General features: G+C 72.3%; 6 protein-coding genes. All 6 read right to left on the bottom strand.

All coding sequences use genetic code 11. From position 1 onward, the window contains the following. Positions 1 to 8 precede the first annotated feature (8 nt). Genes AJAP_RS19050 through AJAP_RS19025 form a run of 6 tightly spaced genes read right to left on the bottom strand, consistent with a single transcriptional unit; the run spans position 9 to position 15,719 of the window. Positions 9 to 1,046 (bottom strand): ornithine cyclodeaminase family protein, encoded by a 1,038-nt coding sequence (locus AJAP_RS19050; protein WP_051972511.1) that lies wholly within the window; start codon positions 1,044 to 1,046, stop codon positions 9 to 11. Then, a complete protein-coding gene (locus tag AJAP_RS19045; RefSeq protein ID WP_051972510.1) occupies positions 1,043 to 1,969 on the bottom strand; it encodes an ornithine carbamoyltransferase in 927 nt (308 codons plus the stop codon). The genes AJAP_RS19050 and AJAP_RS19045 overlap by 4 nt, the downstream gene beginning before the upstream one ends. 11 nt (positions 1,970 to 1,980) lie before the next feature. Then, complete coding sequence (gene sbnA, locus AJAP_RS19040) at positions 1,981 to 2,976, bottom strand: 2,3-diaminopropionate biosynthesis protein SbnA (RefSeq protein ID WP_038513562.1); 996 nt, start codon at positions 2,974 to 2,976, stop codon at positions 1,981 to 1,983. After that, positions 2,963 to 3,907, bottom strand: coding sequence for a threonine ammonia-lyase (locus AJAP_RS19035; RefSeq protein ID WP_038513560.1), 945 nt, complete (start codon positions 3,905 to 3,907; stop codon positions 2,963 to 2,965). The genes sbnA and AJAP_RS19035 overlap by 14 nt, the downstream gene beginning before the upstream one ends. Beyond that, entirely contained in the window at positions 3,904 to 10,737 is a 6,834-nt protein-coding gene (locus AJAP_RS19030) for a non-ribosomal peptide synthetase/MFS transporter (RefSeq protein ID WP_084098244.1), read from the bottom strand. The genes AJAP_RS19035 and AJAP_RS19030 overlap by 4 nt, the downstream gene beginning before the upstream one ends. After that, positions 10,734 to 15,719, bottom strand: a complete 4,986-nt coding sequence (locus AJAP_RS19025; protein WP_038513558.1) for a non-ribosomal peptide synthetase — start codon at positions 15,717 to 15,719, stop codon at positions 10,734 to 10,736. The genes AJAP_RS19030 and AJAP_RS19025 overlap by 4 nt, the downstream gene beginning before the upstream one ends. Positions 15,720 to 15,764: the final 45 nt, after the last annotated feature.

Raw genomic sequence — 15,764 nt, 5'->3', positions numbered from 1 at the left:
CTGTGTGCTCAGCCGAGGTGGACAACGGTACCGAGCCCCTCCTCCCGGGCCTTCGCGGAGACCGCCGCGTACAGCGCGACATCGAGGACTCCCATGCCGAACGGGTTCAGCACCACGTACGGCGACGCGACCCCGTCCGCGCTGTGCCGTCCCGTGAGGATCCCGCCCAGCGTGCCGTCGAGGGGACGTGCGGACCCGGCGGAACCGGGGCGTCCGAACATGCCTTCCGCCATCAGGCGGCCCAGCGGCCGGCGCGGGTTGTCGGCGACCAGGTCCACGTCGTCGACGTACACCGCCGCCGCGTCGCGGAACGCCGCGTCCGTCAGGTCGCCGAGGGAGACGTTGATCAGCAACGCGCTCGGCGACGCCCAGTCCGGCTCGACGTAACCCACGTCCATCGTGGTCGTGAACACGGCGATCTCGGCCGCGGACACCGCTTCCCGCGCGGTCGGGCAGACCTGCGCCGAAATCCCCGGCAGGGTGGCGGCCAAGGCCCGCGCGGCCTCCGGGGACCGGTCGTACAGCATGATCTTCCGCAGTGACGGCAGCCGTTCGGTGAGCAGCGCCGCGTGCATCCGGCCCTGTGCGCCGCATCCGACGACGGCCAGCGAAACCGCGCCGCCGTACCCGAGCGCGTCCACCCCCACCGCGCTCACCGCCGCCGTCCGGACCGCGCTCAGCAGACCGGCCTCCATGATCGTGGTGATACGGGCGGTCTCCGCGTCGAAGCACAGGCCGATCCCGCCCGCGCGTTCCAGCCCGCGGGCGGGGTTCGACACGCTGGCGTTGATGATCTTCATGCCGTACGACGACCGCACCGCGCCCGGCATCCCGATCGACCGGGTGTAGGCGCCTTGCGAGTTCTCCCAGCGCAAGTACGCCTCGGCGGGCAGGAGACCGACGCCGCGGTCGTGGTCGGCCAGGGTTTCGCGGACGACGCCGACCGGGTCGAGGTTCGTCAGGCATTTTCGGACCTCTTCGCGGGACAGCATCGTCACCTCGCCCGCACCGGACAGGCCGCTGTCGGCCACGTCGAACCAGCTCATGCCAGGTCCTCCCCGCCACACCACTCGAGCGCGGCCATCGCGCTGTACAGCTTGTTCTCCGCCTGGGCGAAGGCGATGGACCGCGGCCCGTCGAGCACGTCGGCCGTGACCTCCTCGCCCCGGTGCGCGGGCAGGTCGTGCAGGAACACCGCGTCCGGGCTGGTCCGCCACAGGTCCGCCGTCACCTGGAACGGCGCGAACGCCGTGCGCCAATCGGGATCCGGTTTGGCCGTTCCCGTGGTCTGCCAGCGGGTGGTGTAGACGATGTCGACGCCGACGGGCAGATCGTGGACGTCGTGTCGCTCCACAAGGGACGAACCGTGCCGGGCGGCGTGCTTGCCCGCGCGCTCCAGGACGTCCGGGTCGACGCCGTAGCCCGGTGGGGTGCGAAGGTGCAGTTCGGTGCCGGGGAACCGGCTGAGCGCCAGCGTCAAGGCCGCCGCCGTGTTGTTTCCTTCGCCGACGTACAGCATGCGGACGCCGTCGACGCGGCCGAAACGCTGGACGATCGTCGTCAGGTCCGCCAGCGCCTGGGTCGGATGCTCGTCGGCGCTCATCGCGTTGACGACCGCCATCCGGTCCTGCGCCGCGATGGCCCGCAGCTCCGCCGGGTCGGCCGCGGTACGCGCCACCAGGAAGTCCAGCATGGACGACAGCACCCGTCCGGTGTCCTCGATCGACTCCCCGGTGTTGGTCTGCAGATCGTTCGGGCCGTACGCGATGATCCGGGCGCCCAGCCGCAGCGCGCCCGCGGAGAACGCGGTGCGCGTGCGGGTGGAGGTCTTGCGGAAGTGGATGCCGACGACCGCACCGTCCAAAGTGGAGTACGTCGCGCGCGGCCGTTCCGCCAGGCCGACGGCACGGCGGACGATGGCGCGCAGGTCGTCGTCGGTCAGGTCGTCGAGTGAGATGAGGTGACGCAAGGGAAGGCTCCTCAGGAGATGGTGGCCAGGGCGCGGGCGGTCACGTCAGGCACTTCGCCGAAGTGACCGCGGACCCACGCGTCGGAGTAGATGGTGTCGAGATAGCGGTTGCCGTCGTCAGGGAAGACGAGCACGCAGCGGGAGCCGGGCGGGATGCGGTCGCGCAGCTTCGCGAGCGCGGCCACGGTCGCGCCGGAGGAACCGCCCGCGAGGATGGCTTCGCGCGCGACGAGCGTCCGGCAGGCCCGCACGCATTCGAGATCGGTCACGTGCACGACCTCGGCCACCGCGGACGTGTCGACCAGCGGCGGCCGCCGTCCGGCGCCGTGGCCCGGGATCCGGCGTTCTTCCGTCGGCACGTGGAAGATCGCGCTGCCCGCGGCGTCGACCGCGATCAGTTTCGTGCTCAGCCCTTCGCGCCGGATGTGGTCGGCGCAGCCGCGCATCGTGCCGCCGGTGCTGACCGCGCAGAACAGATAGTCGACGCGGCCGTCGAGCGCGTCCGCGATCTCGCGCATCGTGTGCTCGTGCGCCGCCGGGTTGAGCGGATTCGCGTACTGATCGGGCCAGAACGCGTCCGGCAGCAGCGCGAGGAGCTCCCGCACCCGGGCGATCCGGGCGCCGAGCAGGTCGCCGTCCAGCGGGGCGGTGACGACCTCGACCGTGGCGCCGTAGGCCCGCAGCAGCGCGAGGGTCTGCGCGGTCGTACGGGTATCGACAACACACACCAGGTCGAGCCCGAAATACGCGCACATCTGGGCGAGGCCGACACCGAGATTGCCCGACGTGGACTCGACGACCACCGATCTGCCCGGCACGAGCCTGCCGGAGCCGATCTCGCCGCGCAGCATATTCAGCGCGGTCCGGTCCTTCACGCTGCCGCCCGGATTGAACTTCTCCAGTTTCGCGAACACCCGGGAACCCGCCAGTGGGACGACCCGGTCCAGGGCGACCAAGGGAGTGTTCCCGATCGTGGCGAGCACACCGCCGATTTCAGCCGTGCTCAACGGACACCTGCTCTCTCCTTGCCCCCAGTGGTGGCGCGGCGACGTTCCCGCCGGAGACGACGGCGACCGTCGCCCTTCCCGACGACCCGGCGCGCCCGGTCAGATGGGCGGCGGTCGCCACCGCACCGCTCGGTTCGGCTACCACGCCGAACCGGTCGAACAAGAACGCCTGCGCGGCGACGATGCTCTCCTCGTCGACCGTGACGACGTCGTCCACGAGCGTCTTGACGTGCTCCCACGCCAGCTCGCCGAGCACCGGGGCACGCAAGCCGTCGGCGATCGTCCGGTAGGTCCGCGAGACCGGCCAGCGCGTCAGGCGGCCGGTGCGGAACGAGTCGGCCGCGTCGGCGGCGAGTTCGGGCTCCACACCGACGACCCGCGTCCCCGGCGAGTACGCCTTGACCGCGACGGCGACGCCCGCGAGCAGGCCGCCGTTGCAGACCGGGACCAGGACGGTGCCCGCGTCCGGCAGATCCGTCACGATCTCCGCGCCGACCGTGCCGTGGCCGGCGATCACCGCGAAATCGGCCGACGTGATCAGCGTGGCACCGGTGCGGGCCAGCAGTTCGGCCGTCGCGGATTCCCGTTCACCCGGTGGCACGACGACCACCTCGGCACCGAGCGCGCGGACCGCGTCGACCTTCAACGCGGGCGCCGTTTCGGGCAGCACCACCGTGGCCTTCACCCCTTGGCGTGCCGCGGCGTAGGCGACCGCGCGGCCGTGATTGCCGGACGACTGGGCCAGGACGTGGCCCGTCAGCCCGGCGACCGCGTTGAGCGCGCCGCGGACCTTGAACGAACCGGTCCGCTGCCGGTTCTCCGGTTTGATCCACAGTCCGTCGACCGGTCCGAGTACGGGGGTGCGGCGCACGGAGTACCGGATCCGGTCGGCCGCCCGCGCGACGTCGTCCCCGGTCACCAGGCGCGTCATCGGGCCACCGCCCGGTCGGCGAGCGCCTGGACACGGTCGAGGTCGGCGTCGACCTCGGTGGGCGGGGCGGCGTCCGGCAGGAGATCCTCGATGTCCCGCAGCCGCCGGTACCGCAGCCCGAGCACACCCCAGACGACCAGGACGATCCCGGAGAACACCATCAGCGCGGCGACCCCGGCGTGGGCATCGTTGGCCGTGACCGGATCCAGCGCGCCGAACCCGCGGGCGAGCGGACTGAACCAGTCGGACAGCGCACCGGCCGTGAGGAACCCGAGCGGCGACATGGCCGTGGCCAGCATGACGTTGATGGCGAGCACCCGGCCCTGCAGATGCTGGCCCACCTTCGTCTGGATGATCGACAGCCAGTGCGCGTTACCGATGCTCATACAGGCCAGCCGGATGAACAGACCCGCCGCGATGACCAGCGCCGACGGCCAGACCCCCATCAGCAGCACCCCGAGACCGGAGCCGATGACGAACCCGATCATCCCGGTCGCGCGGCGTTTCGTTCCGCCCCACCAGATCACCACCACGGCTCCCACCGCGGCACCGACACCACCGGCGGCGCTGACGAACCCGAGCTCGCCGGGACTCCCGATCGACAGCACCAGCGGCGTGATGACCACCCACATCAGCGCGGTGAAGTAGTTGACCACGGCGAAATAGCCGACCATCGCCAGCAGGGGTTTGCGGCGCAGCACGAACAGGAAGCCGCCGGTGAGGGCCTTGCGGAACGGCTCCTGGCGGGTGAAGAAGAGCCGGTCTGGGAAGCGCACGGCCAGGAGTGTCACAACGCCGACGGCGAACGTGGCGGCGTCGACCACGACGACCGAGGTGAGGCCGGACAGTCCCATGAGGACACCGCCGAGGATCGGGCCGAGCACGGTGCCGAGCCCGATCCCGATGTCGGCCAGCGCGTTCGCCTGCGGCAGGTACGGCTTCGGCACCAGCTGGGCGATCGCGGCGAGGTACGCGGGCCGGTGGAACGCCGACGCCAGCGACGTCACCCCGACGATCACGCAGACCGTCGGCAGGTCCAGCCGCCCCAGTGCGACGAGGACGGCGAGCGCGACCATCGCCGCCCCGCTCACCAGATCGCAGGCCAGCATGATCCGGCGGCGGTCGAACCGGTCGGCCAGCGCGCCGCCGACCGGGGTCAGCAGCATGCTCGGCAGCCGGGCCAGGAGCACCACGAGCGCGAGGTCGAACACCCGACCGCTGCGTTGGTAGGCCCAGACACCGAGTGCGAACGAGCTGAGTTCGTTGCCGATCATCGACATCGCCTGGCCACCGGCGACGGTGTAGAACGCGCGCAACCCGCGGCGGCCGTCGGCCACCGGGACGTCGTCCACCCGCGGCGGCAGTTCCCCTGCGGCCCACTGGGTAAGCCGCGTCCGCAGGATGCCGGCGACCTCCGCGGCCTGGTGGCGAAGGAAGTAGTGGCCCGCCTTCGGGAGGACGGCGAGATCGACGCGGTCGGCGAAGGCACCCCACTCCCGGTGGCGTTCCCGGTACAGCTCGGTCGCCGGGTCGCTCGCCCCGACCACGCACAGGATCGGCGCGGACAGCCGGGTCTCGGTACCGAGTTCGCGGCCGAACCAGGCCTGCGCCTGCGCGGCGTCGTGCCGCAGGCCCCGCAGCATCGCGGTGCTCGCCTTCTCGTCCATGTCGTCGAGGAGGCCGCCGCCCGCGCGGAGCGTGTCTCGGTAGAGCCGGTCGGACACCCACCGCTCGCGCGGGAACTTCCGTTGCAGCCAGGCGGAAAGACGGCCAGGCAGGCGGGCGGCCGGGAAGCTGCCCGCGACGACCACGCCCAGGACGGTCCGGCCGTCGGCCTCCAGCCGCGCGGCCAGCGCCGTGGCGACCGCCGAACCGACGCAATGCCCGTACACCGCGACGGGCCCGGTGACCGTCCGGCCGATCTCGTCCGCGAGGGCGGCCACGATCTCGTCGATCGTGCCGAACTCCTCGTCCGGGCGGGCGACGTCGTGGCCGGGCAGTTCGACCGCGCGGACGTCGACGCCGTCCAGCTCGTTGGCCAGGGGCTGGAACACCGCAGCCGAGGCACCGCCGTACGGCACGCAGATCAACGTCGCCTCCGCCGCGCCCGCCCGCGCCGGGGAAAGACGGTGGAGCATGCCGCCGGTCTCCTCGCCCGCGTCGAGGTAGGCGGCCAGTTCGCGGACGGTCGGGCGCAGGAACAGGTCGATGACGCGCAACCGCTCGTCGAGCAACCGCACCGCGCGCACCGCGGTGAACGAATGCCCGCCGAGCGCGAAGAAGTCGTCGTCGACGCCGACCTCGGGCACCTCGAGCACCTGCGCCCAGACCTGGGCGACCCGCTGTTCGGACGGTGTCGCCGGGACGCCGCCTCCTCGCTTCGCCGCGGCGGGGACGACCGTCTCGCCGGGGACGACCGTGACGCCGACCGTGGCGTCCACATCGGACAGAAGAACTTCGAGCAGATCCTGGAAGTCCGCGACGATCCGTTCGGCGGTCGAGGCGTCGAACAGATCGGTCCGGTAGGCGAGTTCGCCCGAGTAGGTGTCGCCGACGTTGACCAGCGCCATGCTGAGGTCGAATTTCACGCGTTCGGTGGCCGAGGGCAGCGGCGTGACGTCGAGACCGGGGATGACCGGCTCCGGCGCGGGCTGGTCGAGGACGTTGAGCAGCACCTGGAACAGCGGCGTCGCGGACATCGTGCGGTCCGGTCTGAGCCGCTCGATGATCGCTTCCAGCGGCGTTTCCGCGTGCGCGAACGCGCCGAGCACGGTCTCCCGGACCCGGCCGAGGAGTTCGCGCACGGTCGGCTCGCCACCCAGATCGGTGCGCAGCACGAGCGTGTTGACGAAGCAGCCGACCGTGGCTTCGACACCCGAGTGATGGCGTCCGGCCTCCGGCACGCCGATGGCGACGTCGTCGGCGCCCGCGAGCCTGCCGAGCAGAACCTGCCAGCCGGCGAGCAGCACCATGAACGGGGTCGTGCCCGTCTCGCCGGCGACACGGCGGAGCGTCGCGGTGAGACCGGCGGGGAGCGTGTAGCGGACGTGCCCGCCGGACCAGGCGGCCACCGGCGGCCGGGGCCGGTCGGTGGGCAGGGTGAGGAGGGGTGGAAGCCCGGCGAGGCGCTCGCACCACCAGTCGAGGTCTTCCGGACGTTGCCGCGTGGCCTGCCAGGCCGCGTAATCCGCGTACTGCACGGGAACCGGGTTCTGCGTCCGGCCGCTGTAGGCGTCCGCGAGGTCGGTGCCGATGATGCCCCGCGACCAGTTGTCGGTGGCGATGTGGTGGATGGTGATCGCCAGGACGTGGTCGTCCTCGGCGACACGGAACAGCTTCGCCCGCCATGGCGGCTCACGGTCGAGCGAGAAGGGCCGTTCCACCTCGGCCTGATACGCGGCCATGGCGTCATCCGTATCCACAATGGACAGTTCGATCGCGTCCGGGGGCAGCGGGACGGCCATCGGGGTGCCGTCGCGGTCTTCGATCACGCTGCGCAGCACCACGTGCCTGGCCGCGACCTCGCGCACCGCGCGGGCCAGGGCGTCGGTGTCCAGTTCGCCGCGCAGGCGCAGCACGATGTCCCTGTTGTAGGCGGATCCGGGCTCCAGCAGATCGAGGAACCACAGCCGGGCCTGCGCGGAAGACAGCGGAGCAGGCGCCTCGGGATCGGGGCGCACGGGGATCGGCGCGCCGCCGGACACCCCGCCGGTGTCGGCCTCCAGCACCGCGGCCAGATCCGCGAGCACCGGATACTCGAACAGCGTCCGCACCGACACCTCCCGGTGCAGCGCCTCGCCGAGCCGTCCGGCGACCCGGACCGCGGCGAACGAATGGCCACCCACGGCGAAGAAGTCGTCGTCCGCGCCGACGTCGGACCGGTCGAGGACCTCTGTCCAGACCCGGGCGACCAGCCGTTCCGCCGGGGTGGCGACCGGGCGGCGCACCGCCGGGGCGGGCGCGGAGGCCTGAGGGAGCGCGGCGCGGTCGATCTTGCCGTTGGCGTTGAGCGGCAAGCGTTCCAGCACGGTCAGCGAGGCGGGCACCATGTAGTCCGGCAGGCGTTCGCGCAGTGTCCGGCGCACGGTCGCCACGTCGAGCCCCGGCCCGACGAGCCACGCGGCCAGACGCCGGTCGAGGCCGTCACCGACCGGCAGCACCACGGCCTCGGCCACCCCGTCGACGTCCCGCAGCGCGGCGGTGACCTCGCCCAGCTCGACCCGGTTGCCGCGAACCTTCACCTGGTCGTCGGCCCGGCCACGGAACTGCACAGTGCCGTCGGCGCGCACACGCAGCAGATCCCCGCTGCGGAAGCACCGGACCCCCGCGCCGAGCGGGTCCGGCCTGAACCTGTCGGCGGTCTGGGTGTCGTCGCCGAGATAGCCGCTGGTGATCTGCGGTCCGCCGATCACCAGCTCGCCGGTCATCCCGGGCGGCACCACCGCACCGGCACGGTCGACGAGGTAGCCGACCACGCCGGGCAGCGGGGTGCCGAGCGGTACGTAGCCGTCCCGCTCGTGGCCGGGGATGGCGGCCACGTCGCAGGTCATCGAGATCATCGTGCTTTCGGTGTGCCCGTAGTGGCTCTGCACGCGCAGCCCGGGCCGGGCCGCTTCGGCACGTTCGACCAGTGACCATGGGCAGGCCTCGCCCGCCAGGATGAGCAACGCGCGCGGCAGCACCGAGGCCAGATCTCCGTGACGCGCCAGGAGTTCCAGGTGACTGGGCACGCACTTGAGCACGTCGACCGGATGCTCCGCCAGGTAGCGGGCGAAGGATTCCGGGTCCATCGCGGTGTCCCGCTCGACCAGATGCACCGTGCCGCCGGTGGTGAGGGCGCCATAGACGCAGGTGAGGCCGAAGTCGGCCGCCGGCGTGGAGACCACCGCGAACGACGCGCCCGCCACATCACCGAGCCGCGGCAGCATCCCGGCGAGGTAATGCGCGACATTGCGGTGCTCGACCGCGACACCCTTCGGCGCACCGGTCGAACCGGACGTGAAGATCACGTGGATCAGGTCGTGCCCCGCGACCGGGACGCCCGGCCGTGTGGCGGGCTGACCCGCGACGGCGTCGTCGACGGTCAGGACGGTGACATCGGGAACGGTGATGTCGAGGCCGGGCTGGATGAGCAGGATCCGGGCCTTCGCGGTGCGAAGGATGGCCGCCACCCGCGACGGCGGGTAGGTGGTGTCCATCGGCAGATACGCCCCACCGGACTTCATGATGCCCAGCACCGCGACCGCGACATCGGTGCCCTGCTCCAGCAACATCCCGACCGGCTCGTCGGCGCGCACGCCCAGTTCACGCAGCCGATGCGCGAGCCGGTTGGCCCGCTCGTCGAGCTGCCGGTAGGTCAGCGAACCGGTCCCGCCGACGACCGCGACCGCGTCCGGGACGCGGCCGGCGGTCCGCTCGATGAGCACGTGCACCGGCGGGTATTCGGTGTTCTCCGGCGCGGGCCCGGCGAGCACGGGACCGGTCACCGTTTCGAGGGGGACGCCGGCGACCGGCCGGTCGAGATCGGCGGTGACGCCGTCGAGGAGCGCGACGAACCACCGGGCGATCCGTTCGGCCGTGCCGGGATCGAACAGGTCCGTGCGGAAGGACAGCCCACCGCGGTAGGCACCGTCCACCCGGGACAGTGCGAGATTCAGATCGAATTTGACGCCGCGCACCGGCGCCGGGAGCACCCGCGCGTCGAGCCCTGGCCACTCGGGCGTGCCCGGCGGGTCGTCGAGGACGTTGAGCATGACCTGGAAGATCGGTGAGGCGTCGAGGCTCCGCTTGGGCGCGAGCCGTTCGACGATGCGCTCGAAGGGCACATCCGGGTGCGAGAAGGCGTCGAGCACGGTGTCGCGGACGGCGGCGAGCAGGGTGCGGCCGGTGGTGACGCCGGAGAGATCCGTGCGCAGCACGAGGGTGTCGACGAAACAGCCGACGATCCGTTCCGATCCGGGCTGTCGTCGTCCCGATTCCGGGACACCGACCGCGACGTCGTCCGTGCCCGCGAGACGTCCGAGCAGTGCCTGCCAGCAGGCGAGAAGGACGGCGAAGGGCGTGCAGCCGGTCTCCCTGGCGACGTCCTGGATCCGGTCGGTGAGCCCCGGCGGGATCTCGACGGGCACCTCGGCGCCTTCGCCGGAGGCGACGACCGGACGCGGCCGGTCGACGGGCAGTTCCAGCACCCCCGTCCCCGCGAGCTGCCGACACCACCAGGCCAGATCGTCCTCATGCGGCAGGGGAGGCGTGAAGTCCGCGTACTGGCGGTCCGGCGGTTCAGGTGCGGGACGGAGGCCGAGCCGGGCGGCATAGCAGGCGGCGAGATCTTCGAGCACGACGTCGACCGAGGCGGCGTCCATGGCGATGTGGTGGAAGGTCAGTTCCAGCAGGTGACGGTCTTCCGCGGCCGGGAAGAGCGTGGCCCGCATGGGCGGCTCGTCGGCGAGCGCGAAGGGCCGGTCGGTTCCTGTGCCGAGGGCGTCCACAGTGGACACAGGGATCTCGTCGGCGGACCGGGGAACGGCGCGTGGTTCGCCGTCGATCTCCCGATGGACACTGCGGAGGACGACGTGCCGCCGTGCGACGTCCCGGACGGCGGCGAGGAGCGCGCCGGTGTCGACGGGTCCGGTGAGTTCGAGGGTGACGGGGATGTTGTAGGCGTGCCCGTCGGGTTCGAAGCGGGCGAGGAACCACAGCCGGGCTTGCGCGGGGGAGAGCGGCGTGGGGCGCTCAGTGGTGTCGCCGCGCAAGGCGGCTGCGGCGCGCTGCGCGAGAAGGCTGGAAAGGTGCGGTGCCGCGGTCATGTGGTGCCTTTGGTCGATGGTCATGCCGTGCCGCCCGTGGGCACGGATTCGAGGGCCGTCATGGCCATGGCGTTCAGTGCCTTGGCGAACTCGCGCAAGACCGGGTGCTCCAGCACGCTCCCCGCCGGGATCGGGAAACCGAGCGCCGCCGACAGGCGGTCCGCAACCTGGGCGGCCTTCGCCGGATCGCCGCCGAGTGACGGGAAGTCGTCCAGCGCGCCGACCCGGTCGTGGCCCAGTGTCTGGGCCCACACGACCGCCACCAGTTCTTCGACCGGACCCGCCGGTTCGGCGCGCAGGCCGCCCAGCTGGGCGGTGAAGTCCGACAGCACCGGGTGGTCGAACAGCGTCCGCACGGTGATCCGGTGGACCGCCCGCTCACGCAGCGTCCCCACCACCCGCGTCGCCGCCAGGGACCGGCCGCCGAGGGCGAAGAAATCGCTGTCCGGGCCGATCTCGCCGACGTCCAGGCAGGATCGCCAGACCTCGGCGACCACTTCCTCGTCCGCTGAGAGCGGGGCCGCCGCGGCGGTCGTGGCGGACGGCACCGGAGGCAACCCGCGCCGGTCGAGCTTCCCGTTGGGCAGCAACGGAAGCGCGTCGAGCGTCAGCCAGCGGCTCGGCACCATGTATCCCGGCAGCAGCCGTCCGACGTGTCGCTGGGCGGCCGACGGGTCGGCCGACGCCGGCGTGAGGTAGCCGGCCAGGTGGGCGTCGCCGCCGTCCGCGATCACCGCGACCGCCGCGTCGTCCACATCGGACAGTGACCGCAGGGCGGCCTCGATCTCGCCGAGCTCGAAGCGGTTGCCGCGCACTTTCACCTGGTCGTCGGCGCGACCGAGGAACTCCAGCGTGCCCTCCGGCCGCCACCGGACGAGGTCGCCCGTCCGGTACCAGCGGCCGTCCTCCTCGGTGACGAACGCGGCCGGCTCCGGGTGCCCGCGGTAGCCGCGCGCGACGCCGCTCCCACCGATCCACAGCTCGCCGATCGCGCCTGCCGGAACGGGCCTGCCGCCGACGTCGCGTACGGACAGGCGGGCGCCGGGCGTCGGTTCGCCGATCGGCACCCAGGTGTCGCCGGGCGTGACCCGGTGCGCGGTCGCCGCGACCGTCGCCTCCGTCGGGCCGTACCCGTTCCACAGCTCGCTCACCAGCGGCAACACCCGTGCGGCGAGGTCGGGATCGAGTGCCTCACCGCCGAGCAGCAGCCGCAAGGACGGGTCGCCCGGCCAGTCCGCCGCGAGCAGCATCCGCAGGCTCGTCGGCGTCAGATCGGCGATGGTGACGCCGTTTTCTGCGATCCACCGGGCGAGTTGGTGGCCGTCGACAGCCTGGTCGCGGTCGGCGATCACACACCGCGCGCCCGAGGCGAGCGGCCACCACAGTTCTTCGACGGAGACGTCGAACGCCAAGGGCGCGATCGCCGCCATGGTGTCGCCCGGCGCCATGCCGTGCGACACCTGACGAGACTGGACGAAGGCGTGCAGGTTCGCGTGCGTCACCTCGACGCCCTTCGGCCGCCCGGTCGAGCCGGACGTGTAGAGCACGTAGGCCAGCGAGTCACCGCTCGGCACGACCAGCTCCGCCTCGGCGTCGGCGACCGAATCGGCGTCGAGCACCGTGCCAGGCAAGGCGATGTCGCGCGTGCCGCCGCGCGTGAGGACGACGTTCACACCCGCCTCGGTGACGAGCTGGGCGAGCCGGGCGGGTGGCAGGTCGGGGTCCAGCGGCAGATACCCGGCGCCTGCCCGCCATACGGCCAGCAGCATCGCGGGGAGCAGTTCGTCGCGGGGCAGGCACACCCCGACCGCGTCCCCTCGCCGGACGCCCGCCGCGACCAGGGCGCGGGCGACCCGGTCGGCACGCGCGACCAGCTCGCGATAGGTCAGCGTCGACACCGCGAGCGCGTCCGGGACGCGTGCGGCGTGGCGCAGGACCGCGTCCGGGACGCTGACCGCCTCGGACGGCGGTAGCGGGGCGCCGGTGCCCCATTCCGCGAGCTTCGCGCGTTCTTCGTCGCCGATCAGGTCCAAAGTAGACAATTCGGCGTCCGGAGTGGACAGTGCGGACCGAAGGATGTGCAACAGGGACTGGGTGAACCACTGCGCCCGGGCGGGGGAGAGTAGCGCCGGATCGTGCTCGAGGATCAGCTCACCACCATCGACGTGCTCGTTCACGAAGACCGTCAGCGGGGCGTGGCTGCCGCCGGTGGGCAGTTCGCCGAGCAGGTCCAGCCGGGTGCCCGGCCCGTGCACCGACACCGGCAGCCCGGCGGGCTGCACGGAAAGCGACACCGGGGTGAGCGGCATCCCCGCCGGACGGTCGCCGCCCCAGAGTTCGGTGAGCTCGCCCGAGGACAGGCCGCGGTGGTCGATGGCCCGCACGGTGGTCGTCATGGCGGTGCGCAGCAGGTCGCGGAACGAACCGGCCGGATCCGGGCGCAGCCGGACGGGAAGCACGTCCACCAGCGGGCCGACCGTATGGGCGAGATCGGCGGAATCCCGCCGCGCCGCGGCCGTCCCGAGGAGGACGTCCGAGCCGTTCACCAGCGAACCGGTCAGCACACCCAGTGCGGACAGGTAGACCGCGAAGGGCGTGACCCCGGAGGCCGAGGCGAGCCGGTCCACCGCCGTGCGCAGGGTTTCGGGCAGGGGAACGGTCACCCGCTCGCCGAGGAACCGCTGTATTCCGGGGGCGGGCCGGTCGAAGAGCGCGTCGGGCGGGACCGCTCCGGCCAGTTCGGCCGCCCAGTACCGCGTCAGCCGGTCGTCCCGCTCGAGTGCCTGTTCGCGGAGGGCGACGTCGCCGATCTGCGCCCCCGGCTCCGGCGCGTCCGCACCCGCCAGACCGGTCATGAGCTCGCCGATCGAGACGCCGTCGGTGGCGATGTGGTCGGAAACGACGATCAGCTCGGTGACTTCGTCGGCGACCCGGAGCGCCGTGATCCGCAGCAACGGGGTTTCGGTGCGCAGATCGAACGCGTGCCGTGCCGCGGCCGATCCCTCGCCTGCCTGGAGGACCTCGAGAGGAACCGGGGCTGGTGGACCGATGACGAGCACCGGCTCGCCGTCGTGATCCTGGACGGTGCCGCGCAGCGCGTGATGCCGGGCCACCAGCGCGTCCGCCGCGCTCTGGATCGCCTCGCGCGAGAACGAGCCATGGTGACGCAGGCGCCAGGCGGCCGTCGTGGCGGTGCCCGTCGGGCTGAGCTGGGCGAGGGTCCACAGGTCGCGTTGCGTGTGGGTGAGCGGGAAGACCTCGCGGCGCGGGTCGCTGAGCGGTTCCGCCGCCGGTTCGGCGACCGGGGCTTCGTCGAGCCGCCGCGCGACGGTGGCCACCGTGCCGTCGGTGAGGAAGCCCTCCAGGCTGATCATTCGGTGGGTCGTTTCGCGCAGCCGCGCCACCGCTCGCGCCGCGGCGAGCGAGTGACCGCCGGAGTCGGTGAACCGGTCGTGCACGCCGATGTCCGTCAGCCCGAAGGCCGCCGTGACGGCTTCGGCGACCAACCGTTCGGTGTCGGTGCGCGGAGCGACGAACTCGGCCGAGGCGTCGCGATCGAACACCCAGGCCGCCAAAGCCGCCCGGTCGGCCTTTCCGGTGGTGCCGAGCGGGATCGCGTCGAGTACGGCGATCCGGGAGGGGACGAGGTGTCCGGGCAGTCGTGCGCGCAGCCAGGCGAGCAGCGCGGCTTCGGTCGGCCGGTCGCCGTCCGGTTCGGCGAACCCGATCAGGCGTCGTTCCCCGGATTCGTCGGCCGGGGCGAGCACGACCGCGTTGCCGACCGCCGGATGGGTCAGCAGCACCGCCTGAACCTGGCCGGGTTCGACCCGGAACCCGCGGACCTTCACCTGATCGTCGACACGGCCCGCGAAGTGGTGGACGCCGTCCTGCCGCCGGACGAGATCGCCGGTGCGGTAGTACCGGACGCCGTTCTCGGTCACGTACTTGCTCGCGGTGAGCTCGGGCCGTCCGAGGTAGCCCCGGGTCACGAGCGCGCCGCTGACCCACAGCTCGCCGGTTTCGCCGTCACCGAGTGGACGGCCGTCCCGGTCGCGTACGGAGAATTCCGCGCCGGGCAACGGGGTCCCGATCGGCGGGTCGGTCCGTTCGTCGCGGCCGACCTCGTAGGACGAACAGTTGACGGTGGCCTCGGTCGGGCCGTAGCAGTTGACGATCCGCCGGACGCCGTCGTTGCGGTGGATCCGGTCGACGAGCGCGCGGCTCAGCGGTTCGCCGGCGATGGCGACGGTCCGCACCGAAGGCGGGAGCGGTGTGCGGGTCAGGACGGCGAGCACGGACGGGACGCCTTGCACGAACGTGACTTCGTCGCGAAGACCCGGCAGCGCCAGCAGGTTCTCGGCGAGGACGAGGCTGCCGCCGGTGACCAACGGCGGGAACAACTCCGCGACCGACGCGTCGAAACACACCGAGGCGGCGCCGAGCACGCCCCGCAGTTCGTCGTCGGAGTAGGTGGCGGCCGCCCAGCGCAGCAACGCGAGCACGTTGCGGTGTTCGACTTCGACGCCCTTGGGTCGTCCGGTCGAGCCGGACGTGTAGATCACGTAGGCGAGGTCCGAACCCGCGCCGGTGACGCCGGGGGACGTGGTGCGCGTGACGTCGATGTCCGCGACGGCGAGCACCGGTGCCGGTTCGTCCGCGCCGGGTTCGTCCACCACGACCAGCCGCAGCCCGGAGTCCTCGACGATCTCGGCGACCGCCGCACGCGGGGCGGCCGGGTCGAGCGGCACGTACGCGCAACCGGCCTTCAGTACCCCGAGCAGCACCGGCACCAGCCACGGTCCGCGACGCAGGCGCACGCCGACCAGGGCGCCGCGCGACATCCCGCGTTCCAGCAGCGCGTGCGCCACGGCGTTCGCGGCCTCGTCCAGCTCCCGGTAGGTCGTCCGCCGGTCTCCGGCGATGACCGCCACGCGGTGCGGGGTCCGGCCCGCCTGGTCCTCGAACGCCTCGTGTACCCGGCCGGCCCTGCCCAGTTCTGCCCGCAACTCCGCCGAACTCCTTTACGCCCCAGTCGGTCCGAAGTGGACCTC

The sequence above is a fragment of the Amycolatopsis japonica genome (assembly GCF_000732925.1).
In the GTDB taxonomy this organism is placed as follows: Bacteria; Actinomycetota; Actinomycetes; order Mycobacteriales; family Pseudonocardiaceae; genus Amycolatopsis; species Amycolatopsis japonica.
The sequence above is the reverse complement of the archived record's forward strand: the minus strand, read 5'-3'. Positions and strand labels throughout refer to the sequence as shown.

Excerpts from the sequence above, each read along its gene's own strand:
- AJAP_RS19030 (WP_084098244.1), bottom strand. The coding sequence starts at position 10,737 with ATGACCATCGACCAAAGGCACCACATGACCGCGGCACCGCACCTTTCC.
- AJAP_RS19035 (WP_038513560.1), bottom strand. The coding sequence starts at position 3,907 with ATGACGCGCCTGGTGACCGGGGACGACGTCGCGCGGGCGGCCGACCGG.
- AJAP_RS19050 (WP_051972511.1), bottom strand. The coding sequence starts at position 1,046 with ATGAGCTGGTTCGACGTGGCCGACAGCGGCCTGTCCGGTGCGGGCGAG.